Source organism: Kitasatospora sp. NPDC002522 (assembly GCF_053595195.1).
Window position 1 is genome coordinate 161,371 of the sequence record NZ_JBSFXE010000004.1, and the last position, 25,010, is coordinate 186,380.

Consider the following 25,010-nt stretch of genomic DNA (forward strand, 5'->3'; position numbering starts at 1 on the left):
GGCGAAGGAACCCCATGCCGCCGACTCCCCAGGCCCAGATGTCCCACCGACAAGTCCTCGAAGCCCTCTCGGGCCTGCTGCTCGGCCTGTTCGTGGCCGTTCTCTCCTCGACCGTCGTCTCCAACGCACTGCCGCGGATCCTCACCGACCTGCACGGCGGCGAGTCCGCGTACACCTGGGTGGTGACCGCGGCGCTGCTGTCGATCACCGCCGCGACCCCGCTCTGGGGCAAGCTCTCCGACCTGGTCAGCAAGAAGCTGCTGGTGCAGATCGCCATGGTGATCTACGTGATCTCCTCGGCGCTGGCCGGCCTCTCGCAGTCCATCGGCATGCTGATCTTCTGCCGGGTGCTGCAGGGCATCGGCGCCGGCGGCGTGATCGCGCTCGGCCAGATCTGCCTGGCCGCGATGGTCCCGCCGCGCGAACGCGGCCGGTACAGCGGCTACTTCGGCGCGGTCTTCGCGCTCGCCACCATCGGCGGCCCGCTGATCGGCGGCGTCATCGTGGACACCGACTGGCTCGGCTGGCGCTGGTGCTTCTACGTCGGCGTGCCGTTCGCGCTGGTCGCCGTCCTGGTGCTGCAGCGCACCCTGAAGCTGCCCGAGCAGCCGGTCCGCAAGCCGAAGATCGACTACCTCGGCGCGGTGCTGATCACCGCCGCGGTCAGCCTGGTGATGATCTGGATCTCGCTGGCCGGCAAGAACTACGCCTGGGTCTCCTGGCAGACGGCCGCCATGGTCGGCGGCGGACTGCTGCTCGCCCTGGTCTTCGTGCTGGTGGAGAAGCGCGCCGCCGAGCCGCTGATCCCGCTCGACCTGTTCCGCCACCGCACCGTCGCGCTGGCCGCGCTGGCCAGCGCCTTCGTCGGCGTCGGGATGTACGGCACCACCACCTTCCTCGGCCAGTACTTCCAGCTCGCCAAGGAGAAGACCCCCACCCAGGCCGGCCTGCTCACCCTGCCGATGATCCTCGGCCTGGCGCTCTCCTCCACCATCGGCGGCCGCCTGATCACCAAGTACGGCCGCTGGAAGGGCTTCCTGGTCGGCGGCACGCTGATGCTCGCGGTCGGACTCGCGCTGCTCGGCACCGCCCGCGACGACAGCTCCTACGCGCTGCTCGCGCTCTACATGGCGGTGGCCGGCGTCGGCCTCGGCCTGACCAGCCAGAACCTGGTGCTCGCGGTGCAGAACACCGTCCCGCGGCACGAGCTCGGCGCGGCCAGCTCGGTGGTCACCTTCTTCCGCACCATGGGCGGCGCGATGGGCGTCTCCGCGCTCGGCGCGCTGCTCGGCAACAAGGTCGCCTCCTACCTGGCGGAGAACTTCGCCAAGGCCGGTCTGCCGGCCGCCGGGGCCGGCGGCGACGGCATCCCCGACCTGCACAAGCTGCCCGCGCGGATCGTCCCGCTGGTCACCGACGCCTTCGGCCACGGCGTGGGCACGGTCTTCCTGGTCGCCGCCCCGTTCGCGGTGGTCGGCTTCCTGCTGGTGCTGTTCATCCGCGAGGTGCCGCTGCGCACCGCCGCCGACGAGCGGGCCGCGACCGCGGACGCCCCCAAGGCCGCGGAGCTGGTCGCCGACTGAGCGCGCGACGCACGCGAGAGGGCCCCGCCGGTAATCCGGCGGGGCCCTTCGTCGTGCGGTGCGCGGATGCCTACTTGGAGGCGATCAGCGAGATGCCGTAGCCCACCACCGCCGCGCAGGCGGCGAAGCAGACGCCGGCGGCGACCAGGGCGGGGACGCCCTTGCCGGTGGCCCCGGAGGCCACCGCGGCCTCGCGGCGGGACAGGGCGAGGTTGCCCAGGGCGAAGACGACGACCACCCCGAGGGTGACGGCCAGGCTCACGCCCGCGGTCTCGGCCAGTGCGGCCCACTTGATCTGCATGGCTGACGTCCTCTCAGGCCGCGATGGTGGTGGTGGGGGCGGCCGGGGCGGCGGTGACCGGGACCTCGACCTGGGTGGTCTCGTTGACGTTGTCGGCGTGCACCGGCTGGCGGCGGGAGAGCAGCCACATCGAACCGGCGCCCAGCACCAGCGCCAGGCCGACCAGCGCCACGCCCCAGTCGCCCTGGTCGGCGACGAAGGCGGCGGCGCCGGAGACCGCGGCGGCGGCCGGCAGGGTCAGGCCCCAGGTGTAGACCATGCGGCGGACCATGCCCCAGCGCAGCTTGCCGGACGGGCCGCCGAGGCCGGCGCCCATGATGCCGCCGGAGCAGACCTGGGTGGTGGACAGGCCGTAGCCCATGTGCGAGGAGGTCAGGATCACGGTGGCCGCGGCGGTCTCCGAGGAGAAGCCCTGCGGCGGCCGGATGTCCGCCAGGCCGGAGCCCATCGAGCGGATGATCCGCCAGCCGCCCATGTAGGTGCCGAGCGCGATGGCCAGACCGGCGCTGACGATCACCCAGGTCGGCGGCTGGGCGCCCTTGTGCAGCGCACCGGCCGACACCAGGGTCAGCGTGATGATGCCCATGGTCTTCTGCGCGTCGTTGGTGCCGTGCGCCAGCGAGATCAGCGAGGAGGAGAACATCTGGCCGCGCTTGAAGCCCTTCTCGGTGGACTTCTTCGGCGCGCCGCGGGTGATCAGGTAGGCCAGCTTGGTGGCGCCCCAGGAGGCCAGGCCCGCCACGATCGGCGAGGCGACCGCGGGGATCAGGATCTTGGAGACCACGGTGGAGAAGTTGACGCCGTGCAGGCCGACGCCGACCACGGTGGCGCCGATCAGGCCGCCGTACAGGGCGTGCGAGGAGGACGACGGCAGGCCCTTGAGCCAGGTCAGCAGGTTCCACAGGATCGCGCCGACCAGGGCGGCGAAGATGATCGAGGGCTGCAGTCCGGACTTCTCGTTGACGATGCCGCCCGAGATGGTGGTGGCGACCTTCACCGAGAGGAAGGCGCCCGCGAAGTTCAGCACCGCCGCGATCGCGACGGCCACCTTGGGCTTGAGGGCGCCGGTGGCGATGGAGGTGGCCATCGCGTTGGCGGTGTCGTGGAAGCCGTTGGTGAAGTCGAAGGCGAGCGCCGTGATGATCACAACGGCCACCAGGAACGTGATGTGTTCCATACCCAAACAATCGTCGTAGTGGTCGGACTGACGTTGCTGTCCTCGGCGACCGTAGGAAGCCTCGGTGAACGGGAGGTTAACTACGAACGGAGTCGGGGTTCCGTTGGTGACGTCCGACTGGCCGGGCCGTTGGGTTTCCATGGAGGTCGGGGCTCCGGGTGAGAGTGTTCTCACACGCCGGGCCGGATGAGAATTCACCGAGTCGCCCCGATACCCCCTGACGGGAAGACGGCCCCACGTGGCAGGATTCGGCGCAGATCGCCGACGGACAATCAGGGGAGGGCCGGTCGATGGGGGCTGGGCAGTGCACGGAGTCTTCTGGCCTACGGCCGTGGGTGCGTGCCGCCCTGCGCTGCGGAGCGGTGCTGGCCGCCGCCGCGCTGAGCCTGCCGTTCGCCTCGGCCGCGTACGCCGCGCCCGAGCCGGGCGCCCCGATCACGGCGCCGACCGTCGCCCCCGGGGCCGACCCGCTGGCCGACGCCAAGAACACCCTCGGCCCGCTGCTGGACAAGCTGCACGACCTGTACCAGCAGGCCGAGGCCGCCACCGAGCAGTACAACACCACCGCCGCCCGGCTCACCGAGCAGCAGGCCACGCTCGCCGAGCTGAACGACCGGGTGGTCCGCCAGCAGGCCGCGGTGGAGACCGGCTCCGACCTGGCCGCCCAGCTCGCCGCCGCCCAGTACCGCAACAGCCAGGTCTCCGGCTACGCCGAACTGCTGCTCGCCAAGGACCCGTACGAGGCGGTGCTGATCGCCGAGCTGCTGGACTCGGCCGGGCGGTCGCAGAAGGCCTTCCTCGACCGGCTGAAGGCCGACCGGGACACCCTGAACGCGCTGCAGCTCGCCGCCCGGCAGGCGCTGGCGGAGTCGCAGACGCTCGCCGCGCAGCAACAGGCCGCGAAGAACGACGTCGCGACCAAGCTGAACCAGGTCGAGCAGCTGGTCGGCTCGCTCACCGGCGCGCAGCGCAGCGAGCTGGAGGTGCTGGAGAAGCAGCGCGCCGACCAGGCGCAGCTGGCCTTCCTGGCCTCCGGGGCGCTCGGCAAGGGCGAGCGCACGCCGTCCGCGCAGGGCCGCAAGGCGGTGGCCTTCGCGCTGGCCCAGCTCGGCAAGGACTACGTGTGGGGCGGTGACGGGCCGGACGTGTTCGACTGCTCCGGGCTGACCTCGCAGGCCTGGCTGGCGGCCGGCCGGGGCATCCCGCGCACCAGCCAGGAGCAGTGGGCGCAGCTGCAGCACGTCCCGCTGAACCAGATCCGCCCCGGCGACCTGATCGTCTACTTCGGCGGCGCCACCCACATCGCGATGTACATCGGCGGCGGCCTGATGGTGCAGGCGCCGCACACCGGCGACGTGGTGAAGGTCTCGCAGATCGGTGCGATGCCGATCCTCGGCGCGGTCCGTCCCGACCCGGACGACGTGGCGGACGACGCGGGCGGCGGCTGGAAGGTGCCGGACGTGCCGATCGGCTCGGTCCGGATCGCGCCCGCCAAGCCGTCCACCCTGCCGCCCCCGCCGCCGGCCACCGGCACCCCGACCGGCGGTGCCACCCCGACCGACCCGGCCACGCCGGGCGGCTCCGCCGGCCCCACCCCGCAGCCGAGCGCCTCGGACTCGCCGGGCGCCACCTCGGCGCCGTCGCCGAGCGACGGCGGCAGCGCGTCGGCCACGCCGGGCACCACCGCCTCGGCCACGGCGTCGGACTCGGCGTCGGCCAGCTTCTCGGCGTCGTCGTCGGCCTCGATGGCGCGCACGGGTTCGGCCTCGGCCACCGCCGCGGCCTCCGCGAGCGGCTCGGCCTCCGGCTCGGCCTCGACCGGCACGGGCTCCGGCTCGCCGTCCGCCGGCTAGTCCGGGTCCGCGGCGGGTCCGGGGTGAATGCCGGTCCCGCCGCGGAGTTGACGGTGCGTCAGGCCTGCTGGGGCTCCAGGCGGACCACCACGGCCTTGGAGGTCGGGGTGTTGCTGATGTCGGCGGTGGAGTCCAGCGGCACCAGCACGTTGGTCTCCGGGTAGTAGGCGGCCGCGCCGCCGCGGGCCACCGGGTAGTGGACCACCCGGAAGTGCTCGGCGCGGCGCTCCACGCCGTCCGACCACTCGCCCACCAGGTCGACGAACTGACCGTCGGAGACGCCGAGTTCGGCGGCGTCGGCGGGGTTGACCAGGACCACCCGGCGGCCGCCGGTGATGCCCCGGTAGCGGTCGTCGAGGCCGTACACGGTGGTGTTGTACTGGTCGTGCGAGCGCAGCGTCTGCAGCAGCAGCCGGCCCGCCGGGACCTCGGGTGCGGTGAGCGGGTTGACGGTGAAGTTGGCCTTGCCGGTCGCGGTGGGGAAGGTCCGGGTGTCGCGCGGGGCGTGCGGCAGGGTGAAGCCGCCGGGGCGGCGGACCTTGGCGTTGAAGTCGTCGAAGCCCGGCACCACGCGGGCGATCCGGTCCCGGACGGTGTCGTAGTCGCGGGCGAAGTCCTCCCACGGGACGGTGTCCTGCGGGCCGAGCGCGGCGCGGGCCAGGCGGGCGACGATCGCCACCTCGGAGAGCAGGCCGGGCGCGGGCGGGCGCAGGCCGCCGCGCGAGGAGTGCACCATGCCCATCGAGTCCTCGACGCTGACGAACTGGGCGCCGGCGTCGGTCCAGTCCCGGTCGGTGCGGCCCAGGGTGGGCAGGATCAGCGCGCGGGCGCCGGTGACCACGTGCGAGCGGTTCAGCTTGGTGGAGACGTGCACGGTGAGCCGGCAGCGGCGCATCGCGGCCTCGGTGGCGTCGGTGTCCGGGCTCGCCGCGACGAAGTTGCCGCCCATCGCGAAGAACACCTTGACCCGGCCGTCGCGCATCGCCCGGATGGTGTCCACGGTGTCGTAGCCGTGCGCGCGCGGCGGCTCGAAGGCGAACTCCCTGCCGAGCGCGTCCAGGAACGCGGGGGCGGGCCGCTCGAAGATGCCCATGGTGCGGTCGCCCTGGACGTTGCTGTGCCCGCGCACCGGGCAGACGCCGGCCCCGGGGCGGCCGACGTTGCCGCGCAGCAGCAGGAAGTTGACGACCTCCCGGATGGTCGGCACGGCGTGCTTGTGCTGGGTGAGGCCCATCGCCCAGCAGACGATGATCTTCTTCGAACCGAGCACCAGCCGGTGCAGCTCCTCGACCTGCTCCCACGGCAGGCCGGTGGCGTCCGTGGTGGCGGCCCGGTCCAGCTCGGCCGCCTCGGCGGCGAACTCCGGGTAGCCGGCGCAGTGTTCGGCGATGAAGGCCTCGTCGACGGCGCCGGGGGTGGTGAGCAGCAGGTGGTTGAGGGCGCGGAACAGCGCCAGGTCGCCGCCGAGCCGGATCTGCAGGAACAGGTCGGTGAGCTTGGTGCCGCCGCCGACCAGGCCGCGCGCGTTCTGCGGGTTCTTGAACCGCTCCAGGCCCGCCTCGGGCAGCGGGTTGACGCTGACGATCTTCGCCCCGGCCCGCTTGGCCCGCTCCAGCGCGGAGAGCATCCGCGGGTGGTTGGTGCCGGGGTTCTGGCCCGCGACGATGATCAGGTCGGCCTGGTAGAGGTCCTTCAGGTGGACGCTGCCCTTGCCGACCCCGAGGGTCTCGGTGAGCGCCGAACCGGACGACTCGTGGCACATGTTGGAGCAGTCCGGCAGGTTGTTGGTGCCGAGCCGGCGGGCGAACAGCTGGTACGCGAAGGCCGCCTCGTTGGAGGTGCGGCCGGAGGTGTAGAACGCCGCCTCGTTCGGCGAGCCGAGCGCGGTCAACTCCTCGGCGATCAGCCGGAAGGCGTCGTCCCAGCCGATCGGCGCGTAGTGGCTCGCGCCCTCCGCCAGCAGCATCGGCTCGGTCAACCGGCCCTGCTGGCCGAGCCAGTAGCCGGAGCGCTCGGCCAGCTCGGCGACCGGGTGGGCGGCGAAGAACTCGGCGGTGATCCGCCGCTCGGTGGCCTCCTCGGCGACCGCCTTCGCGCCGTTCTCGCAGAACTCCGCCAGGTGCGGCTTGTCCGGCTCCGGCCAGGCGCACCCGGGGCAGTCGAACCCGCCCTGCTGGTTGACCTTCCGCAGCGTCGCCAGCACCCGGCGCGGGGACATCTGCTCGCCCGCCATCCGCAGCGTGTGCCCGATCGCCGGCAACCCCGCCGCCGCGTGCGCGGGCGGGCCCACCCGGGGCTCGTCCTGGACGGGATCGCGGTGCGGGGGCTGCTTGGCCATGGCGGGACTCTCCGGAGGGCTCGGTGTGTTGCGAGCGTATCGGGTGGGCGAACGGCTGTCGTGCGGCCGGACGCCGGTGCGGGACCGGCGTGCTCACCCCTCCTTCTGGAGCTCCGTCAGCAGCCGTCTGGCGACGGCGTCGTTCTGCCGGAAGGACGGGGCGTCGGTGCGGGGCCGGGCGAAGGCCGCGGGGGCGCGGGTGGTGGTCGGCGCGCCGAGGGCGGTCCGGCGGGGGTGCGGGCGGCCGCCGAGCGCGGGGTCGAGCACCCGGGCGTCGGGATCGGTCCGGATCAGGCCGGACCGGTAGGTGTGCTGGTCCGGGTCGGTGAGGAGTTCCTCGTCCAGCCGGCCCTCGCGCAGCAGGTGGCGCAGCAGCGGGTCGGCGGTGCGGTCGAGGGCGTGCCGGGGGAGGAAGGCGTCGACCAGCGCGGTGCCGTGCACGCGGTGGCCGGGCAGGGCGGGGGAGGAGGCGCGGAAGGTGCCGTGCTCCTCGTCGAGGGCGACCTCCAGCTCCGGGCCGAGGAAGTGCAGCAGGCCGGCGTCGGAGAGGGCGAGCAGCTGCTCCAGGCGGAAGCCGGGCGGGCCGGAGGCGTAGAAGGAGAAGAAGCCGGCCCACCAGCCGTCGAGTTCGGCGGCCGTGGAGCGGGCGGTGAGCGGGTGCTCGGCCAGTACCCGGACCAGCTGGCCGTACAGCGAGAGCAGGGCGAGGAAGGCGCCGAGGTCGGCGCTGTGCCGCAGGTCGGAGCGGCGGGCCAGGTCGGCGCGCAGGTGGGCGTGCAGCCGGTGGCGGAGCTCGTCGGCGCTGCCGGTCCGCAGGTCGGCCAGTGGGCGGTCGAGCCGTTCCAGGTCGAGCCGGTCGGCCGGGTCGGGCACCGCGGCGGCGACCAGTGCCTCGCGCTCGGGCCCGTACCAGTCGACCCGGTCGTACCCGGCGAGGAAGGCGTCCCAGGGCAGCGTGGTGCGCTCGGGGTGGCCGTGGAACAGCTCGTGGTAGTAGCCGAAGCCGATCTCCTTGGCCATCGACGGCCACAGGTCGCGCCGGAACTCCAGTGGCCCGGGCGGGAGTTCGGTGTCCGGCCCGAAGTAGCGCGGCAGCGGAGGGGGCGGGCCCTGCAGGCGGTAGCCGGTCTTGGCGTGGTACGGCACGCCGCGCTGGGAGCCCGCGTACAGCACCGGCTCGCGGCCCGACGGGTGGTAGCGCAGCCCGCCGTCCGGGCGCGGGGTGAAGTGCCCGCCGCGACCCTCGGAGAGCAGCGCGACCAGGTCGACGAAGGCCAGGCCCAGACCGCGCACGATCACCGGCTCGCCGGGGGCCAGCCCGGCGAGGTCGGTGTCGGCGGTGAACGCGGGCGGCAGGTAGGTGCGGCCGTGGCGGCCGGCGAAGGCACGGGCGGCGGCCGTGTCGGGGCCGGGCGCGGAGTCGAGGTGGCCGAGGGCGAGCACCACCCGGTCGGCGAGCAGCACGGTGTCGGTGAGGTGGACGCGCTGCGGTCCCTCGGGGTCCCCGGTGATCCGACGGGCGGTGTCCTGGTGGACGAACAGCCGCACGTTGTCCGGGAGTTCGTCGGCGGCGCGGCGGAACACCCAGTCCAGGTAGGCGCTCTGGGCGCGGCGGGTGGGGAAGTCGGTGGCGGCGAGGGCGCGCAGCTCCTCGTCGACCGCCGGGTCGGCGGTCGGCCGGTAGGGGGCGAACTGCTCGGGGGCGGCGGCCCATTCGGCCAGCGAGGGGCCGGGGCGCACCGGGCCCTCGAGCGTGGAGCGCTCGTCGGTGAACATGGTGACGTCCTCGGCCATGGAGTTCATCCGCAGCAGCGGGGACTGCTCGCTGCGCCAGATCCGGCCGCCGCCCGGCGGGTGCGGATCGACCAGGTGGATGTCCAACCCGGTTCCGGGGGCGAGGAGTTCGGGGGCGTTGGCGGCGATCCGCTCCAGCAGGCCGGTGCCCCGCGGCCCGGCGCCGACGACGACCAGGACGGGCACCGCGGTCACCGTCCGGCCAGTCGGCCGAGCACGGCCCGGGTCCGCTGCCACGGTGTGGGCGGCAGTCCGGCGCGGGTGGCGCCGCGGGCGAAGTGCCGTTCCAGGTAGTACTGGCCGACCGACAGCACACTGGTCACCACCACGTACCAGAGCGTGGCGACGGTCAGCAGCGGGATCACCTGGTACGTCTGGTTGTAGATCAGCTGGGCGGAGAACAGCAGGTCGTGGACGGCCAGCACGCTGATCACCGAGGTGCCCTTGAGGGTGCCGATCAGCATGTTCCCGGCTGGCGGCAGGATCGCCCGCATCGCCTGCGGCAGCACGATCCGGCGCAGCACCCGCCCGCGGCCCAGGCCGAGCGAGGCGGCGGCCTCCAACTGCCCCTGGTCGACCGAGAGGACGCCGCTGCGCACCACCTCGGCGGCGAACGCGGCCTCGTGCAGGGTCAGGCCGATCAGCGCGGTGAGCACCGGCCCGAGCAGGTTGACGGTCCGGACGGCGAACAGCTCCGGGCCGAGCGGCAGGCTGAGCGAGAGCGTCGGGTACAGCGCCCCGATGTTGAACCAGAACAGCAGCTGGACCAGCAGCGGGGTGGCCCGGAAGATCCACACGAAGGTCCAACTCAGGCCCTGCAGAACCGGGTTGCCGGAGAGCCGGGCGACCGCCAGCGCGGTGCCGAGGGCGAAGCCGAGGGCGGTGACGGCGGCGGTCAGCCACAGCGTCAGCAGCAGGCCGCGCAGGATCGCGGCGGACGTCAGGTAGCCGCCGACCACGTCCCACTGGAACGCCGGGTTGGCGGCGAGCGAGCGGGCCACCAGGGCGGCGGCGAGCAGGGCGAGGCCGCCGCTCGCGTACCGGAGGGGGCGGCGGCGCGGCACGATCGGCAGCGCCGCGGTCTCCGGCGGGGGCGGTTCGGCGGGGCGGGCGGCGCTCAGGACGCCGGAGGGCGAGGCCATGGAGGGCTCCAGGGGCGGCGGGGCAGGCGGAATCCACATGCCGTCACTCACGCGCGCCGTGTCCCTCAACACGGCTGTTCCGGGCGGCGGTCGGACCGGGCCCGGGCAGTTCTCGCTCTGTCCCGATCGTACGGGTGAGCGAGGCGGCGGTGTCAAGGAGCACCCGATTCCGGCATCTGGAAGCCGGGTTGACGGATCGCCGGGCACGCTGCTCAACTGTTCGGCATGAACGCCGAGCTGCCCGCCCTGGTCACGCGAGGCCACATCGACTTCGGTCGGGTGTGGTCCGCAGCGTGTTGCGGCTGACTCGGCAGCGGGCCGTCTGACCGGCCCCCTTCTCCTTCGGGAGTCCTCCCTCGGTCGCCCCGTCGCGGGCCCGGAAGCCGTCCTGTCCTGACGGCGCATCAGGCATCCGCTGCCGCCTGTTTCGAGATCGTGCTCGCTCTGCCGGCGCCCCGTCACGCGCCGAGCCCACCGCCGTGCCCGCCCGCCGAGGCCCTGCCCCGGCCTGCCCCGGCACGTCCTCAGCCGACCCGGAAGGCCCCACCGCCATGCCCGTCGAGTTCCTCGGAATCGCCGCCACCGGCGACGGTTCGGAGACCACCCCGCGCACCACCGCCGCCTTCGACCGCGACTACACCCTGCGCCTGGCCCGCGCCCACGAGGACCACGGCTGGGACCGGGTGCTGTTCGCCTACGCCGCCGGCTCCCCGGAACCCGCCGCCGCCGCGGCGTTCCTGGCCGCCAAGCTGGACCGGCTCCAGATCCTGCTGGCGCACCGCCCGAACGTCTCCTACCCGACCTTCGCCGCCAAGACCTTCGCCACCCTCGACCAGATCAGCGGCGGTCGGCTCACGGTCCACTTCATCACCGGCGGCAACGACCACGAGCAGCAACGCGAGGGCGACTTCGTCCCGAAGGACCGCCGTTACGACCGCACCCGGGAGTACATCGGGATCGTCAAGCGCGCCTGGACCAGCCGCGAACCCTTCGACCACGAAGGCGAGTTCTACCGCTTCAACGACTTCGTCTCGGACGTCTTCCCGCTCCAGCAGCCCCGGCCCGGGGTCTCCTTCGGCGGCTCCTCGCCCGCCGCCTACGCGGCCGGCGGGGCCGAGGCCGACGTCTACTGCCTGTGGGGCGAGCCGCTGGCCCGTACGGCCGAGCAGATCGAGCTGGTCAAGGCGGCCGCGCGGGCCGCCGGCCGTACCGAACCGCCGCGGATCCAGGTGGCGTTCCGGCCGATCATCGCCCCGACCGCGGAACTCGCCTGGGAGAAGGCGCACCGCACGGTCGCGGCGATCCGGGCGCGCCGCGCCGCCGCCGGGCCGGACCGCCGCCGCGCGGGCGGCGCCGGGCCGGAGAACACCGGCTCGCAGCGGCTGCTGGAGATCGCCGAGGCCGGGGAGCGCTACGACCGGGCGCTGTGGACCCCGACCGCCGCCGCCACCGGCGGCGCGGGCAACTCCAACGCGCTGGTGGGCACCCCCGAGACGGTCGCCCAGGCCCTGCTCGACTACTACGACCTGGGCGTGGACATCCTCTCCGCCCGCGGCTACGACCACGTCGGCGACGCCATCGACTTCGGCCGGTACGTGATCCCGATCGTGCGCGAGGAGGTCGCCAAGCGCGACGCCGCGAAGGCGGCCGACAGCGTGGCGACCGACGGCTCGGCGGCTGCGGCGTGAGTGCGCTGACCGTGGAGCGGGTCGCGCTGGGGGACCCGCTCACCGCCCCGCTGATCCGCGAACTCACCCACGAGTACACCACCCGCTACGGACCCGGCGCCCAGCAGGAGATGACCCGCTACCCCGCCGAGGAGTTCACGCCGCCGCACGGCCTGCTGCTCCTGCTGCTGCTCGACGGCCTGCCGGTGGCCGGCGGCGCCTTCCGGCGCTACGACGAGCACACCGCCGAGCTGAAGCGGATGTGGACCAGCTCCGAGCACCGCCGCCGGGGCCTCGGCCGCCGGGTGCTCGCCGAACTGGAGAGCGCCGCCGGCGCCGCCGGCTACCGGCGGATCTTCCTGACCACCGGCCCGCGCCAGCCCGAGGCCAGGGGCCTCTACCTGGCCACCGGCTACACCCCGTTGTTCGACGTCACGGCCGATCCACTGGAGATCGGACCGCTGCCGTTCGAGAAGCACCTCGCCGTCGACCCGGCGGGAAAGGCACCGATCCGATGAAGCGTCAGCTCCCCGCCGCCTTGGCCGTCCTCACGGCGCTCACCCTGGCCGGCTGCGGTTCCGGACCGGCCGCCCCGAGCGCCGCCCCGGTCGGCGTCTCGCCGAGCCAGGACGTCGTGGCGGGTGTCACCAGGTCGGAGGCGGCGGCCGCGCTGCTGCCCGCCGACGTGCGGGCGGCCGGCAGCATCCGGCTGGGCGGCGCGGTCGGCACCGCGCCCACCGCGTACTACCCGGACCCGGCGAAGAAGGAGCCGGCCGGTCTGGACGTCGACCTGGCGAACGCCGTCGCCCGGAAGCTCGGGCTGACCGTCCAGCGCGAGGACGCCGCGTTCGAGACCATCCTGCCCGCACTCGGCAGCGGCAAGTACGACGTCGGCACCGGCAACTTCGGCGTCACCACGGCCCGGCTGAAGACCATCGACTTCGTCACCTACATCGACGACGGCCAGGGCTTCGGGGTCCGCGCCGACAACAAGCAGCTGACCTCCGTCACCGACCTGGTGCAGCTGTGCGGCCTGGTGGTCGGCACCGGCGCGGGCACCACCTTCGAGGCGACCCTGAACGCCAGGAAGGACGTCTGCGCGCAGGCCGGCAAGAAGCCGTACGAGGTGAAGTCGTTCTCGGAGAACGGCGCCGTGGTCACCGGACTCCAGCAGGGCCGGATCGACGTGGTGATGTCCACCATCAACGGGCTGCGCTACCAGGCCGCCCAGCCGAGCGCCAACACCCGCTTCCTGGGCGAGTTCCACCGGCTGGACGTCGGGTTCGCGTTCAGGAAGGGCTCGCCGCTCACCCCGGCGTTCCAGGCGGCGGTCAACGAGCTGATCAAGGACGGCAGTTACCAGAAGATCCTCGCCAAGTGGGGCACCGCCGACTCGGCGATCACCGAGTCGCGGATCAACCCTCCCGAGCACCCCTGACCTGGAGCCCCGATGACCACCACGACCCCTGAGGCTCGGCCGGCGCTCCGACCACCCGGCGACGACCCGGCCGGGCTGCGCGTCGTCCCGGCCCGCCACCCGTGGCGCTGGGCGGCCGGCGTCGCAGCCCTGGTGCTGATCGCCCAGTTCCTGCACGGCCTGGCCGTCAACCCGGGCTGGGACTGGCCCACCTTCCGCGCCTTCGTGTTCTCCGACAGCATCCTGCGCGCCGTCGGCCTGACGCTCCAACTCACCGCCTACGGAACGGTGCTGGGCTTCGCCCTGGGCGCGGTGGTGGCCGCGCTGCGGCTCTCCGGCAGCCCGATCCTGCGCACCCTCGCCTGGACGTACGTGTGGGCGTTCCGCTCGATCCCGCTCATCGTCCAGCTGGTGTTCTGGTTCAACCTGGCCTACCTCTACAAGCGGATCGGCGTCGGCATCCCGTTCGGGCCGACCTTCGCCTCGTTCGCCACCATGGACCTGCTCGGCGCGCTCGGCGCCGCCGTCCTCGGCCTGGCGCTGCACCAGGCCGCGTACGCCGCCGAGATCATCCGCGGCGGGGTGCTGGCGGTCGACGCCGGCCAGCTCGAAGCGGCCGCCGCGCTCGGCATCCCGCGCCTGCGGCAGGCCTGGCGGATCGTGCTGCCGCAGGCCATGCGCGGCATCCTGCCGAACGCCGCCAACGAGGTGATCTCGCTGTTCAAGGGCACCTCCATCGTCTACGTGATGGCGATCGGCGAGCTCTTCTACCAGGTCCAGGTGATCTACGGCCGCACCGGACGGGTGGTGCCGCTGCTGCTGGTCGCCACCGCCTGGTACGTGCTGCTGACCACCGTGCTGTCCGTCGCGCAGTACTACGTCGAGCGGTACTTCGCCCGCGGCAGCGAGCGCAACCCGCCACCCACCCCCTGGCAGCGGCTGCGCGCCGCCGCCGACGAGATCCGGGAGAAGCGAGCATGAGCGGCACGGCGATGGTGGAGGTCCGCGGCGTCCACAAGAGCTTCGGCCGGCTGGAGGTGCTGCGCGGCGTGGACCTCAGCGTCGAGCCGGGCACCGTCACGGTGATCCTCGGCCCGTCCGGATCCGGCAAGTCCACCCTGCTGCGCGCGATCAACCACCTGGAGAAGCTCGACCGCGGCTACGTGGCGGTCGACGGGGAACTGATCGGCTACCGGCGCGTCGGCGACAAGCTGCACGAACTGCGCGAACACGAGGTGCTCAGGCAGCGCACCAGGCTCGGCTTCGTGTTCCAGAACTTCAACCTCTTCCCGCACCTGACGGTGCTGGAGAACCTGGTCGAGGCCCCGGTCAGCGCCCTCGGCGTGCCCAAGGCGCAGGCCCGCGAGCGGGCCCTGGAGCTGCTCGCCCGGGTCGGCCTCGCCGACAAGGCCGAGGAGTACCCGCGCCGGCTCTCCGGCGGCCAGCAGCAGCGGGTCGCCATCGCCCGGGCGCTCGCCCTGGAGCCCAAGGTGCTGCTCTTCGACGAGCCGACGTCCGCGCTCGACCCCGAGCTGGTCGGCGAGGTGCTCGACGTGATCAGGGACCTGGCCCGGGCCGGCACCACGATGATCGTGGTCACCCACGAGATCGGCTTCGCCCGCGAGGTCGCCGACACCGTCGTCTTCATGGACGGCGGGGTGGTCGTCGAACAGGGCCCGCCGGCCAAGGTGCTGGACGCCCCGGACCAGGCCCGGACCCGCGCCTTCCTCGCCAAGGTCCTCTGAAACCCCTTATCCCACAAAGGAGTTCCACCATGCCCGCGCTCGCCCGCCCCGCGCTCGCCCGCCCCGCCCTCGCCCCGGCCGCGCTCACGCTCGCCGCCGCCCTCCTGCTCACCGCCTGCGGCTCCACCGGGGGCAGCGCCGACGGCTCGGCCGGCGCCAAGGCGAGCACCGCCCCCAACGGCGTGCAGGTCAACCTGACACCCGATCAGAACCGCGTCACCACGCCGAAAGTGGACGCGATCGCGGCACTCGTGCCGGACGAGGTGAGAAAGCGAGGCACCCTCCAGGTCGTCGACTCGCTCGGCACCGTCCCCCCGCTGGACTTCCACGCCACCGACGACCGGACCATCATCGGCGCCGAACCCGACCTCGCCTACCTGATCGGCAACGTGCTCGGCCTCAAGGTCGAACTCAACCCGGTCTCCTGGGAGAACGTCTTCGTCGGCCTGGACAGCAGCAAGTACGACGTCGGCATCACCAACATCACCGTCACCGAGGCGCGCAAGGAGAAGTACGACTTCGCCACCTACCGGCTCGACATCCTCGGCTTCGAGGCGAAGAAGGGCAGCGGCTGGACGGTCAAGGGCCCGAAGGACGTCGCCGGACACACCATCGGCGTCTCCTCCGGCACCAACCAGGAGAAGCTGCTGCTCGCCTGGAACGACCAGAACGTCAAGGCCGGGCTCAAGCCGGTCGACGTGAAGTACTACCAGAACGCCTCCGACTACTACCTCGCCCTCGGCTCCGGCCGGATCGACGCCTGGCTCGGCCCCAACCCGTCCAGCGCCTTCCACGCCGCCCAGACCGGCGAGACCGAGGTGATCGGCACCTACTCGGGCGCCGGCGACCAGGTGCTGGGCAAGATCGCCGCCACCACGAAGAAGGACAGCGGCCTGGTCCAGCCGCTCAACGCGGCGATCAACGAGATCATCAAGAACGGCTCCTACGCCCAGGTGCTGAAGCGCTGGGGCCTGGACAACGAGGCGGTGCAGACCTCCGAGATCAACCCGCCCGGCCTGCCCAAGACCGGCTGACCCCGCCCGCCGTCCTGGAGCGCTTCCCTCACCAGCCGTGCGGGATGCGCTCCAGCACGCCGCCGGCGAAGACGTCGTAGAGCGGCAGGGTCTCCAGGTGGACGTAGCCGATGTGGCAGTCGCAGGTGCCCAACGGGCAGGGGCGGGGCTGGAGTTGGCGGCGGTAGGAGTCGTCGTAGAGGTTGCCGAGCGGGGGCCGGACGAAGTGGCAGCGGCGGACGGTGCCCTCGCCGTCGACGGAGACCACGGTGTCGCCGGTGCGGCACGGGAGGCCGGCCGACGGGTGCGGGTGGCGGCTGTAGGAGAACAGCGGGTCGAGGGCGCTCCAGTCGGCGGCCTCGGCGTCGGTGTAGGTCCGGCCCTCGGCGGCGTTCACCCACAGGTAGGTGCTCGCGGGCAGCGCGGCACGCAGCCGGCGGGCGGCCGCCAGGTGCTCCGGCTGCCCGACCACGCCGACGCTGAACCGGACGCCCAGGGCGGTGAGTTCGGCGCACTTGGCGAGGAAGCGCGGCTCGGTCACCTGGCCCGGGTGGTAGGTGACCCAGAGCGCGAGCTTGGCCAGGTCGGCCTCGGCCAGCCAGTCGGTGCGGCAGCTGGCGTTGGTCTGCACGGCGACCCGCGCCAGGTGCGGCAGCCGGCTCAGCTCGACCATCGCCCTGCGGTACCAGGAGCGCACCAGCCCCTCGCCCCAGGGCGTGAACAGCACCGACAGCGGCCCGTGCCGGTACTCCGCGGCCCAGGCGGTGAACCGCTCCAGCGCCGCCCGGTCGGCGCGCAGCAGCTCGGGGGAGTCCCGCCGCTTGGCGAACGGGCAGTACGGGCAGTCGTAGTCGCAGGAGGAGAGCGGCCCGCGGTACAGGACGGTCAGCGCGCTCACTTCGCCTGGTACCCCGCCATCCGCTCGCGCACCTCGGCCGAGAACAGCCGCGGGCCGACCGCGTCCGAGTACGCCAGCCCCTCCGCGCTCAGCACCAGCCGCTCCCCGCCGCCGTCGGCCAGCCAGCCGCGCGCCGCGAACTCCGCCAGCTCGGCCGGGAAGTCCTCCGCCGGGGCGGCGCCGAAGCGCTGTCGATAGGTCGTCAGATCGACACCCTCGCCCTGCAGCAGCGACTGCACCAAGTGCCGGCGGCGGGACTCCTCGGGCGTCATCCACCAGCCGTACTCGGCGCGCGAGAAGTCCTCGGCGGCCACGTAGCCGTCGATGATCCGGCGCACCTCGCGGGCGTCCACCGCGTAGTCGAAGGAGTAGTGCAGCCGCGAGGTGTAGGAGCGCGCCCCGCAGCCCAGGCCGACCATGCCGTCGGTCTGGCAGGCGTACTCCCCGGCGCTCGCGGTGGCCGCGCCGACGCGGCGGAACATCCGCATCGACACCTGCTCGTAGCCCTCGGCGAGCAGATGGTCGCGACCGGCCCGGTAGAGCCGCAGCCGCTGCTCGTCCCAGTCGGCCGACGGCCCGTCGGCGTGCCGGCCGAGGCCGGTCAGCGGGCGGACGTACAGCGGGTAGAGGTAGAGCTCCTCGGGCCGCCAGGCCAGCGCGGCGTCCAGCGACTGCAGCCAACTGGCCTCGGTCTGGCCGTCGATGCCGTAGATCAGGTCGATGTTGAGCACCGGGATGCCCGCGTCCCGGACCCGGCCGAGCGCGGCCTCCACCGCGGCCCGCTTCTGCGGCCGCACCGCCGCCCGCGCCTCGTCGTCCAGGAAGGACTGCACGCCGAGGCTGAGCCGGGTGGTGCCGCGCTCGGCGAGCACCCGCAGCCGGTCGGCGGTCGCGGTGTCGGGCGAGGCCTCGACGGAGAGCGGGACGGCCCGCAGGTCGGCGCCCATCCGCTGCTCCGCGATGTCGCACAGGCGCTCCAGCTCACCCGCCGTCAGATAGGTGGGGGTCCCGCCGCCGAACGCGGCGAGGGCGAACCGGGCATCCGCGTCCAGCGCCTCCCGGACCTGGCCGGCCTGCCGATCCAGCGCGTCCAGGTAGGCGGTGGTCAGGCCCTCGGGGCTGCCGATCCGGGTGAACAGGTTGCAGAACCCGCAGCGCACCTCGCAGAACGGGACGTGCAGGTAGAGCGAGAGCGCGTGCTGCCGCTCGCCGCGCCAGAGCTCGGCGAGCGACGGCCGGTCCCGGAGCGGCTGGTAGGCCGTCTTGTGCGGGTAGGCGTAGACGTACGACTGGTACGGGGCGATCGCTGCTTCGGTGGTCACTCGGCTGCTTCCTGCGCGGCGGGGAGGGTGAAGTGCGCGTACGGGACGGTCCAGACCACCTCGTGGCCGATTCGGTGACCGGTGTAACCGTCCTCGCCGTACGCGGTGCCGTGGTCGGAGCAGACCACGGCGAAGCACGGCCGACGGGCCGTCATGGCGGCGAACAGACGGCCCAGATGGGCGTCCACGTACTCCAGCGCGGCGGCGTGGCTCTCCCGGGTGTCGCCGTCCTCGCGGGTCGCGCCGGGCAGGTGGAACCAGTTGGGCTGGTGCAGGGCGGAGACGTTGACGAACAGGAAGAGCGGCTGCTGCGGCGGCTGCTCGGCGGCCACCCGCTCCGCGACGGCGACCTGGGACTCGAAGGAGGTGGGCGAGGGGACGCCGAGCTCCGGCGCCCAGTGGCTCTCCTGGAACAGGTTCGGCAGCACCGAGCCGAGCGGGCCCTGCTTGTTGAAGAACCCGACGCCGCCGATGCAGACCGTGCGGTACCCCGCCGCGCCGAGCGCGGTGGGCAGGTCCGGGGCGTCGAAGACCCAGGTACGGGGCTCGGTGGTCTCGGAGCCGGCGAAGCGCGCCGCGAACAGCCGCGGGTGCGGCCCGTCCGGGGAGGCCGGGGTGGGCAGGAAGCCGGCCAGGATCGCCTGGTGCGAGGCGTAGGTGAAGCTGCCCGGTGAGTGCCGCTTCTCCCAGCGCCCGCCGGGCAGCACCGCCGCCAGGTTCGGCAACCGGCCGGCGGCGAGGAGTTCCGCGGCGACGTCGTGGCGCAGCGTGTCGAGGGTGACCAGCAGCAGGTCGTGCGAGCCGACGACGGCGTTCATGTCGGGTATGTCGTGGTGGGGCATGTGGGGTCTCTCAGGTCGGGCGAGTGTGCGCTGACGGTCGGTGCCCCGTCAGGGGCGCGGGGAACTGCGCGAGCGGCCATGCACCTACCGCCAGGTCGCGTCCACGTGCAACTGGCCCTCGTCGGCGCGATCTCGCGGGCGCTCCCCTTCCGCTTCGCGCAGTTCCCCGCGCCCCTGGCGGTGCGCGTCCGGGCGGTGCGCGTCCGGGCGGTGCGCCACCTCGGCGTATGCGGGGGACCGCAGCTGCGCGGCGTAGGTGTCCAGGCCGGCGGCCGGGCCGTCGGGCAGGCCTGTCAGGTTCGGCAGCAGGTCGCCGAAGGCGTTGACCTCGCCGACCAGGGCCCGGCGCCAGCCGGAGACCGGCAGCAGGTCGACGCCGACCATCGGCGAGGCGGGGAAGCACTCGGCGGCGGCCTCCGCGGTGGCCAGCAGCCGCGGCCACGCGTCGCCCGCGGCCGCCCGGACCAGCTCCGTCTCGCCGCGCTGCCCGCCGAGGTGGAGGTTGGTCATCGGGTGGCGGCTGGTCCGCACCACCACGTGGGTGGCCCGGCCGCCGATCACCACCACCCGCAGGTCGGCGGAGCGCCCGCCCTGCCCGGCCTTCGGCACCCAGCGCTCGACGTGCAGGCCCTCCGGCGCCAGCCGGTCGACCAGCTCGGCGACCTCCGCCGTCGACCGGTACCGGCGCACCGTCAGCGAGTTGAACAACCCGGCCGGGGTCAGCTCAACCGAGGTGGTGGCCTGTACCTGGCCGCGCGGCCCGAACTCCAGCGCGACCACGCCCGAGGCGGACGAGCCGTGCGCCGGCTTCAGGAACACCCGGTGCAGTCCGGCCGCCGCCAGCCGCTCGCGCAACTCCCGGTAGCCGCCCACCGGTTCGCCGTCGAGCGCGGGCGGCACCGGCACCCCGGCCGCGGCGAGCAGCGCGTGGGTGCGGCGTTTGTCGAACATCACCGCGATCTCCGCCGGGTCGCCGAGCAGCCGCACCCCCGGTCGGGACGCCAGCTCCCGCAGCGCGGCGGTGAGCCCGGCGTACCAGGCGGGGCCGCCCTCGACCCGGGTGGCCGCGTAGCCGGCGCCCAGCGCGGGCCCGCGCAGCAGCCGGTCGGCCTCGGGGTCCTCGCCGGGCGAGTCGATCCGGACCACCGCGCCGGGCTGCAGCTCGTACCGCCCGCGCAGCAGCTCGGACCACGGCAGCACCGCGGGCGCGGGCAGTCCGGCCGCCCGGGCGGCGGCGGTGAACAGTTCCACCCGTCGCTGCCCCGGGCAGCCCAGCACGACCAGCTGACGCACCGTCAAGACCGCCTACTCGGAGATCGCGACGTAGCGCCAGTTGTCGTTCGGGTCCTCCTGGTCGGAGAGGTCCAGCTCGACGCCGGGCAGGGCCTCCCGCAGGCGCTGCTGCATGCCCTCGGTCAGGTAGTGGTGGTGCAGGTCCAGGGTCTTCAGGTGGGTGAGCGGCTGGCCCTCCAGCAGCGCCGCGGCGCCCTCGTCGGTGAGTGCGCCCATCGACAGGGCGAGACCGGTCAGCCGCGGCACGATCGGCGCCTGCGCGGCCAGCGCGGCGATCCGGTCCTGCTGCTCGGCGTTCTGCAGGCCGAGGTGGCGCAGCGCCGGCAGGTTGGCGCCGGACAGGAACGGCGCGAGGTCCTCCATCGTCCAGTCGCCGCCGTAGTTGCCGACGCCGAGCCACAGCTCCAGCTTCTCCAGCGCCGGGAAGTCGCTGGCCGCGACCGAGCGGACCACCGCGCCCGGCAGGCCGCCCGCCTCGAAGCGCAGCGCCTTCAGCCGCTCGTGCTTCACGGGCTTGAGGGCCAGGCCGCCGGCGCCGTCCCAGTCGCCGCTCGCGCCGCGCACGACCAGCTCCTCCAGCGCGGGGAAGGTCTCCAGGACGGCGGTCACGTCGCACATCTGCAGCCAGGAGATCTCGCACTGCTCGTAGGTGATGTCGCCGACGAACAGCGCCCGCAGCGCGGGCAGCCGGTCGGCCGAGGCCAGCACCGCGGCCAGCGGTTCGGTCAGGGTGTCCGGCTCGTCCGTGAACCAGGAACCGATCACCACCGCGGTGACCTGCTCCACCGCGACGGTCTCCAGGAACCGCTCCCAGACCTCGGCGAAGCCGATCTCGTCGTCGTAGTCCAGCGCGATCCGCCAGGCCGTGGCGGCGGGCTGCGGCAGCTTCCCGTCGTCCGCGGCGGCGCGGAAATCGGTGACCGGAAGGCCGTGGAACTCCTCGATGTGCCGGCTGATCGCCATGCGCTGCTCCTCGTTGCTCGTCGTGCGGCCGGACCCTGTCTACCAGGCCCGGGGGACAGCCGAGGGAACGGGGGACGCGGTGTCAGACCCCGGGCCTAGCTTTCCGTTCGGGGCGTCCGACACACCGTCGGACCGGAGAGCGGGAGGTCCCGTGTACCGCCAGGGCGACGTACTGATCGTGCCGGTCGAGCAGGGCGCCGTGCCCGCCACGGTGGCCGCGCTGCCGCGCCAGCCGCGGGACGCCCGGGGCCGGCTGGTGCTGGCCCTCGGCGAGGTCACCGGGCACGCGCACGCCGTGGTCGGCCCGGGTGAACTGGTGCGCGAGGCCGGGCCGTTCGGCCGCGCCTGGCTGCACCTGCCGGAGGGCGGCCGGGTGGTGCACGAGGAGCACGCGGTGATCGCCCTGCCCAGCGGCTGGTTCCGGGTGGTCCGCCAGCGCGAGTACGTGCCCGGCGCGGTCCGCATCGTGGCGGACTGAACCGGCCGCGGTGGCGAACGGATCGTGCGGGACCGAGCAGACGGAAGCGATGAGGGAGCAGAACTGATGAGCACTCAGCTGACCGGGCGTCCGGCCGAGCAGTCGGTGGCGCACTGGCGCGGCGTCGCGGCCGCCACCGGGCCGGCCGACCGGGCCACCGCCGAACAGGCCGTCCGGGACGCCTACCGGGCCGCGGGCCTGGCCGAGCCGGTCGAGTTCCGCTGGCACCCGTCGCCGCTCGCAGCCGTCACCGACCTGCTCGCCCACCGCGGTGAGTTCGGAGCCGGCGTGCGCGAGCAGATCCGCACCCGGGCCTGGGAGCGGGCCCGCACCCGCGCCTTCACCGCGCACGGCCCGGCAGGCTGGACCGAGATCTGGGGCGCCACCGGCGCCGAACTCGCCGCCACCGCGAGCCTGCCCGCCGAGCGGGTCCGCGCCGCGGTGCTCGACCACTTCGCCCCCGAGCCCGAACCGCTCGACTGGGCGGAGTCCCGCAAGCCGGAGAACAAGGCCGCTCGGAAGACCGCCGGCGACGCCCGCGCCGAGATCCGGCTCGCCCTGCTGGACGCGGTGGCCGGCCAGCACGACGCCCCCTGGCTGGCCGCCTTCGACACCGCCGGCACCGGCGACGAGGCACTCGCCGCCCTCGCCTCGGTCGCCCGCCAGACCGGCTGGTGGTGGCCGTACGAGCGCACCGTGCTGCTCAGCGAGCGCCCGGTTGCCCTGCACCGCGACGAGGCCGGCCGGCTCGACCGCGCCGACGGCCCCGCCCTCGCGTACGCCGACGGCTTCGCGCTGTACGCCTGGCGCGGCATGCCCGTCCCCGCCGACTTCCTCGACCAGCTCACCGGCCTCACCGCCGAGCGGATCCGCGCCGAGGAGAACGCCGAACTGCGCCGCGTCATGCTGGAGCACTTCGGCTACGACCGCTACCTCGCCGACTCCGGCGCCGAACCCCTCCACCGGGACGAGACCGGCATCCTGTGGCGGATCCAACTCCCGGACGACGAACCGGTGGTGATGGTCGAGGTGGTCAACTCCACGGCGGAGCCCGACGGCACCTTCCGCACCTACTACCTGCGCGTCCCGCCCGGCACCCGCACCGCCCGGGCCGGCGTCGCCTGGACCTTCGGGGTCTCCGAGGACGACTACCGCCCGCAGCGCGAAACCTGACCGTCCGCGTGCTGTCAAGGGTGCGGCGCGCTGATTCGGGCCGCACCCCCTCCGCCCCGTTTGGGAGGAATTCGCCGAGCCGTCACCACTGTTCCGTCGCCGCCGCCGGTTGATATACCTCGGAGACCGGGGGCGGGGTTCGGCCCGCCCGCACGAGACGAACCAGGTGGTGATGGGCAGTGAAGCTCCTCCGCATCGGCCCCGCGGGCGGCGAACGACCGGTCGTACTGGCCCCGGACGGAACCGCCCACGACCTCACCCCGCTCACCGCCGACCTCGACGGCGACTTCCTCGCCGCCTTCGACCCCGCGACGGTGGACCTCGCCGCCCTCCCCGTGGTCGACCTCACCGGACAGCGCATCGGCCCGCCGGTCGCCCGCCCCGGCAAGATCGTCGGCATCGGCCTCAACTACCGCGACCACGCGGAGGAGGCCGGCGCCGCGATCCCGGCCGAGCCGGTGGTCTTCCTGAAGCCCGTCAACACGCTGGCCGGCCCCAACGACGAGGTGCTCATCCCGCGCGGCAGCGAGAAGACCGACTACGAGGTCGAACTCGCCGTCGTCATCGGCCGCACCGGGCGCTACCTCGCCACCGCGGAGGAGGCCGCCGCCACCATCGCCGGCTACGCGACCGTCAACGACGTCACCGAGCGCGCCTTCCAGTTCGACCGCGGCGGCCAGTGGGACAAGAGCAAGTCCGCCGAGACCTTCACCCCGCTCGGTCCCTGGCTGGTCACCGCCGACGAGGTCCCCGACCCGCAGGCCCTCGCCCTGCGCCTCTGGGTCAACGGCGAACTCCGCCAGGACGGCAGCACCGCCGACATGATCTTCCCGGTGCACGAGATCGTCCGCTACCTCAGCCACTTCATGCGGCTCGACCCGGGCGACATCATCGTCACCGGCACCCCCGCCGGCGTCACCCTCGGCCGCCCCGGCACCCCCTTCCTCCGCGAGGGCGACAAGCTCACCCTGGAGGTCGAGGGCCTGGGCCGGCAATCGCTGACGCTGGGCCAGGCATAGGTCTTCAGGGGCTCGGGGAACTGCGAGGCGAGTGGCGGTGCGGTCTCAGTCCGGCGGTAGGTCTTCGGAGACGTCCATGCGCCGAGACCTTGCAGCGCCCAGTGACCCTCGCCGCCACGCACCCCCGCCGTTCCCCGGGCCCCTAAAGGCCTATGTCGCGTAGCCGTCCGATCAGGACTCCCGCCGGGCTGTCCGCCGTTTCCAGGGCGAGCCAGCCGTGCAGGACCTCCGCGGTCTGGGCGTCGCGGACGGCCGTCGCGCCGGCCATCACCACGAACTGGTCGACCAGCCAGTCGCAGAGCGAGTCGACCGGGATCTGCCGCCCCTCGTCGAGCCAGCTGAGCGCGGAGGCCTCGACCACCGAGATCCAGGAGCGGACCAGCAGGGTGAGCCGCGGCCCGGCCTCGCGGACGCCGAGGTGGCGCAGGGTGCGCCGGAGCGCGGCGCGCCGCACCTCGTCGACGATCGCCGAGGTGCGCGCCGTCTCCGCCACCGAGCCGCCGCGCAGCAGCGCGCCGTAGCCCGCCGCGTGCTCGGCGACGAACGCGAAGTAGCGCCGGAGCACGGCGCCGAGCTGCTCGGTGGGGGTGCCGGTGGCGTCGGCGACGGAGAACCGGGCGGTGAGTTCGGTGGCGGCGCTGCGCAGGGCGGCCTCGTAGAGCTGCTGCTTGCCGCCGGCGAAGTAGCGGTAGACGAGTGGGCGGGAGGCCCCGGCGGCCTCCGCGACGTCGTCGAGGGAGACCTCCTCGGGCGGGCGGGAGGCGAAGAGTTCGAGGGCGACGGCGATGAGTTGTTCGCGCCGTTGCTGGACGGGCAGTCGGCGGTAGGCGGCGCGGCGGGGGCGCTCCGCGGCGGTGGGGTCCTCGAGCGGGGACGGGGTCGCTGCCATGCGGGCCAGCGTAATCGTCCGGCGGGCCGTCGCACCCCTCCCAGCACGGCCGTCTCCGGCCGGCGCCTGCCGGGCGGGAGCGGTCGGCCGACCGCAGAATGTG

Annotated in this window: 22 protein-coding genes; 11 read left to right on the forward strand and 11 right to left on the reverse strand. The window is 73.6% G+C overall.

Going from position 1 to position 25,010, the window contains the following annotated elements; translation table 11 throughout:
- Positions 1–14: 14 nt before the first annotated feature.
- Positions 15–1,583, forward strand: a complete 1,569-nt coding sequence (locus ACWD4U_RS04885; protein ID WP_363449990.1) for an MDR family MFS transporter — start codon at positions 15–17, stop codon at positions 1,581–1,583.
- Between the two features lie 70 nt (positions 1,584–1,653).
- Here the strand turns inward: ACWD4U_RS04885 and ACWD4U_RS04890 are convergent, their stop codons facing one another.
- Positions 1,654–1,884 (reverse strand): hypothetical protein, encoded by a 231-nt coding sequence (locus tag ACWD4U_RS04890; RefSeq protein WP_363449988.1) that lies wholly within the window; start codon positions 1,882–1,884, stop codon positions 1,654–1,656.
- 13 nt (positions 1,885–1,897) lie between these two features.
- Entirely contained in the window at positions 1,898–3,061 is a 1,164-nt protein-coding gene (locus tag ACWD4U_RS04895; protein ID WP_363449986.1) for an inorganic phosphate transporter, read from the reverse strand.
- 335 nt (positions 3,062–3,396) lie between these two features.
- Between ACWD4U_RS04895 and ACWD4U_RS04900 the strand changes: the two genes are divergently transcribed.
- Positions 3,397–4,914 (forward strand): C40 family peptidase, encoded by a 1,518-nt coding sequence (locus ACWD4U_RS04900; protein WP_363449984.1) that lies wholly within the window; start codon positions 3,397–3,399, stop codon positions 4,912–4,914.
- A gap of 58 nt (positions 4,915–4,972) precedes the next feature.
- Here ACWD4U_RS04900 and ACWD4U_RS04905 read toward each other — a convergent pair whose 3' ends face one another.
- From ACWD4U_RS04905 to ACWD4U_RS04915, 3 genes are all read right to left on the reverse strand, one after another.
- On the reverse strand, positions 4,973–7,252 hold the full coding sequence (locus ACWD4U_RS04905; protein ID WP_363449982.1) for an FdhF/YdeP family oxidoreductase: 2,280 nt from the start codon (positions 7,250–7,252) through the stop codon (positions 4,973–4,975).
- Positions 7,253–7,345: 93 nt separating this feature from the next.
- On the reverse strand, positions 7,346–9,232 hold the full coding sequence (locus ACWD4U_RS04910) for an FAD/NAD(P)-binding protein (RefSeq protein WP_363449980.1): 1,887 nt from the start codon (positions 9,230–9,232) through the stop codon (positions 7,346–7,348).
- Between the two features lie 5 nt (positions 9,233–9,237).
- Positions 9,238–10,188, reverse strand: coding sequence for an amino acid ABC transporter permease (locus tag ACWD4U_RS04915; RefSeq protein ID WP_363449978.1), 951 nt, complete (start codon positions 10,186–10,188; stop codon positions 9,238–9,240).
- 551 nt (positions 10,189–10,739) lie between these two features.
- On the opposite strand from ACWD4U_RS04915, the gene ACWD4U_RS04920 reads away from it, so the two are divergent.
- From ACWD4U_RS04920 to ACWD4U_RS04945, 6 genes are read left to right on the forward strand one after another with little or no spacing between them, the layout of a single operon-like run.
- Positions 10,740–11,876 (forward strand): LLM class flavin-dependent oxidoreductase, encoded by a 1,137-nt coding sequence (locus tag ACWD4U_RS04920; protein ID WP_363449976.1) that lies wholly within the window; start codon positions 10,740–10,742, stop codon positions 11,874–11,876.
- Positions 11,873–12,373 carry a GNAT family N-acetyltransferase gene (locus ACWD4U_RS04925; RefSeq protein WP_363449974.1) on the forward strand — a complete coding sequence of 167 codons (501 nt, stop codon included), beginning with the start codon at positions 11,873–11,875 and terminating at the stop codon, positions 12,371–12,373. The genes ACWD4U_RS04920 and ACWD4U_RS04925 overlap by 4 nt, the downstream gene beginning before the upstream one ends.
- Positions 12,370–13,293 carry an ABC transporter substrate-binding protein gene (locus ACWD4U_RS04930; protein ID WP_363449972.1) on the forward strand — a complete coding sequence of 308 codons (924 nt, stop codon included), beginning with the start codon at positions 12,370–12,372 and terminating at the stop codon, positions 13,291–13,293. Before ACWD4U_RS04925 ends, ACWD4U_RS04930 begins: the two co-directional genes overlap by 4 nt.
- A gap of 12 nt (positions 13,294–13,305) precedes the next feature.
- A complete protein-coding gene (locus ACWD4U_RS04935) occupies positions 13,306–14,253 on the forward strand; it encodes an amino acid ABC transporter permease (protein ID WP_363449970.1) in 948 nt (315 codons plus the stop codon).
- Positions 14,250–15,017 carry an amino acid ABC transporter ATP-binding protein gene (locus ACWD4U_RS04940; RefSeq protein WP_363449968.1) on the forward strand — a complete coding sequence of 256 codons (768 nt, stop codon included), beginning with the start codon at positions 14,250–14,252 and terminating at the stop codon, positions 15,015–15,017. The genes ACWD4U_RS04935 and ACWD4U_RS04940 overlap by 4 nt, the downstream gene beginning before the upstream one ends.
- 29 nt (positions 15,018–15,046) lie before the next feature.
- Positions 15,047–16,051, forward strand: coding sequence for an ABC transporter substrate-binding protein (locus tag ACWD4U_RS04945; protein WP_363449966.1), 1,005 nt, complete (start codon positions 15,047–15,049; stop codon positions 16,049–16,051).
- Between the two features lie 28 nt (positions 16,052–16,079).
- Here the strand turns inward: ACWD4U_RS04945 and ACWD4U_RS04950 are convergent, their stop codons facing one another.
- The 5 genes from ACWD4U_RS04950 to ACWD4U_RS04970 all read right to left on the reverse strand — a co-directional run bounded on the left by ACWD4U_RS04950 (position 16,080) and on the right by ACWD4U_RS04970 (position 21,348).
- Positions 16,080–16,928, reverse strand: a complete 849-nt coding sequence (locus ACWD4U_RS04950; RefSeq protein ID WP_363449964.1) for an STM4011 family radical SAM protein — start codon at positions 16,926–16,928, stop codon at positions 16,080–16,082.
- Positions 16,925–18,250: an STM4012 family radical SAM protein gene (locus tag ACWD4U_RS04955; RefSeq protein ID WP_363449962.1), complete on the reverse strand. Its 1,326-nt coding sequence runs from the start codon at positions 18,248–18,250 to the stop codon at positions 16,925–16,927. The genes ACWD4U_RS04950 and ACWD4U_RS04955 overlap by 4 nt, the downstream gene beginning before the upstream one ends.
- Entirely contained in the window at positions 18,247–19,068 is an 822-nt protein-coding gene (locus tag ACWD4U_RS04960) for an STM4013/SEN3800 family hydrolase (RefSeq protein ID WP_363450263.1), read from the reverse strand. The genes ACWD4U_RS04955 and ACWD4U_RS04960 overlap by 4 nt, the downstream gene beginning before the upstream one ends.
- Positions 19,069–19,176: 108 nt before the next feature.
- The gene (locus ACWD4U_RS04965) at positions 19,177–20,391 is read right to left on the reverse strand and encodes an STM4014 family protein (RefSeq protein ID WP_363449960.1); all 1,215 of its coding nucleotides are present in this window, start codon (positions 20,389–20,391) and stop codon (positions 19,177–19,179) included.
- Between the two features lie 6 nt (positions 20,392–20,397).
- Positions 20,398–21,348 carry an STM4015 family protein gene (locus ACWD4U_RS04970; RefSeq protein WP_363449958.1) on the reverse strand — a complete coding sequence of 317 codons (951 nt, stop codon included), beginning with the start codon at positions 21,346–21,348 and terminating at the stop codon, positions 20,398–20,400.
- A 151-nt stretch (positions 21,349–21,499) separates the two neighbouring features.
- Between ACWD4U_RS04970 and ACWD4U_RS04975 the strand changes: the two genes are divergently transcribed.
- The 3 genes from ACWD4U_RS04975 (at position 21,500) to ACWD4U_RS04985 (ending at position 24,018) form a co-directional block, all read left to right on the forward strand.
- Positions 21,500–21,826, forward strand: coding sequence for a hypothetical protein (locus tag ACWD4U_RS04975; protein ID WP_363449956.1), 327 nt, complete (start codon positions 21,500–21,502; stop codon positions 21,824–21,826).
- Positions 21,827–21,892: 66 nt separating this feature from the next.
- Positions 21,893–22,999, forward strand: a complete 1,107-nt coding sequence (locus ACWD4U_RS04980; RefSeq protein WP_363449954.1) for a DUF6745 domain-containing protein — start codon at positions 21,893–21,895, stop codon at positions 22,997–22,999.
- Positions 23,000–23,178: 179 nt separating this feature from the next.
- Complete coding sequence (locus tag ACWD4U_RS04985; RefSeq protein ID WP_363449952.1) at positions 23,179–24,018, forward strand: fumarylacetoacetate hydrolase family protein; 840 nt, start codon at positions 23,179–23,181, stop codon at positions 24,016–24,018.
- Between the two features lie 142 nt (positions 24,019–24,160).
- Here ACWD4U_RS04985 and ACWD4U_RS04990 read toward each other — a convergent pair whose 3' ends face one another.
- Positions 24,161–24,907 carry a TetR/AcrR family transcriptional regulator gene (locus ACWD4U_RS04990; RefSeq protein ID WP_363449950.1) on the reverse strand — a complete coding sequence of 249 codons (747 nt, stop codon included), beginning with the start codon at positions 24,905–24,907 and terminating at the stop codon, positions 24,161–24,163.
- Positions 24,908–25,010 lie beyond the last annotated feature (103 nt).

What these genes read in the sequence shown, in the direction of transcription:
- ACWD4U_RS04885 (WP_363449990.1), top strand. Translation starts at nt 15, where the DNA reads ATGCCGCCGACTCCCCAGGCCCAGATGTCCCACCGACAAGTCCTCGAA.
- ACWD4U_RS04890 (WP_363449988.1), bottom strand. Translation starts at nt 1,884, where the DNA reads ATGCAGATCAAGTGGGCCGCACTGGCCGAGACCGCGGGCGTGAGCCTG.
- ACWD4U_RS04895 (WP_363449986.1), bottom strand. Translation starts at nt 3,061, where the DNA reads ATGGAACACATCACGTTCCTGGTGGCCGTTGTGATCATCACGGCGCTC.
- ACWD4U_RS04905 (WP_363449982.1), bottom strand. Translation starts at nt 7,252, where the DNA reads ATGGCCAAGCAGCCCCCGCACCGCGATCCCGTCCAGGACGAGCCCCGG.
- ACWD4U_RS04915 (WP_363449978.1), bottom strand. Translation starts at nt 10,188, where the DNA reads ATGGCCTCGCCCTCCGGCGTCCTGAGCGCCGCCCGCCCCGCCGAACCG.
- ACWD4U_RS04920 (WP_363449976.1), top strand. Translation starts at nt 10,740, where the DNA reads ATGCCCGTCGAGTTCCTCGGAATCGCCGCCACCGGCGACGGTTCGGAG.
- ACWD4U_RS04930 (WP_363449972.1), top strand. Translation starts at nt 12,370, where the DNA reads ATGAAGCGTCAGCTCCCCGCCGCCTTGGCCGTCCTCACGGCGCTCACC.
- ACWD4U_RS04935 (WP_363449970.1), top strand. Translation starts at nt 13,306, where the DNA reads ATGACCACCACGACCCCTGAGGCTCGGCCGGCGCTCCGACCACCCGGC.
- ACWD4U_RS04940 (WP_363449968.1), top strand. Translation starts at nt 14,250, where the DNA reads ATGAGCGGCACGGCGATGGTGGAGGTCCGCGGCGTCCACAAGAGCTTC.
- ACWD4U_RS04945 (WP_363449966.1), top strand. Translation starts at nt 15,047, where the DNA reads ATGCCCGCGCTCGCCCGCCCCGCGCTCGCCCGCCCCGCCCTCGCCCCG.
- ACWD4U_RS04960 (WP_363450263.1), bottom strand. Translation starts at nt 19,068, where the DNA reads ATGAACGCCGTCGTCGGCTCGCACGACCTGCTGCTGGTCACCCTCGAC.
- ACWD4U_RS04970 (WP_363449958.1), bottom strand. Translation starts at nt 21,348, where the DNA reads ATGGCGATCAGCCGGCACATCGAGGAGTTCCACGGCCTTCCGGTCACC.
- ACWD4U_RS04980 (WP_363449954.1), top strand. Translation starts at nt 21,893, where the DNA reads ATGAGCACTCAGCTGACCGGGCGTCCGGCCGAGCAGTCGGTGGCGCAC.
- ACWD4U_RS04990 (WP_363449950.1), bottom strand. Translation starts at nt 24,907, where the DNA reads ATGGCAGCGACCCCGTCCCCGCTCGAGGACCCCACCGCCGCGGAGCGC.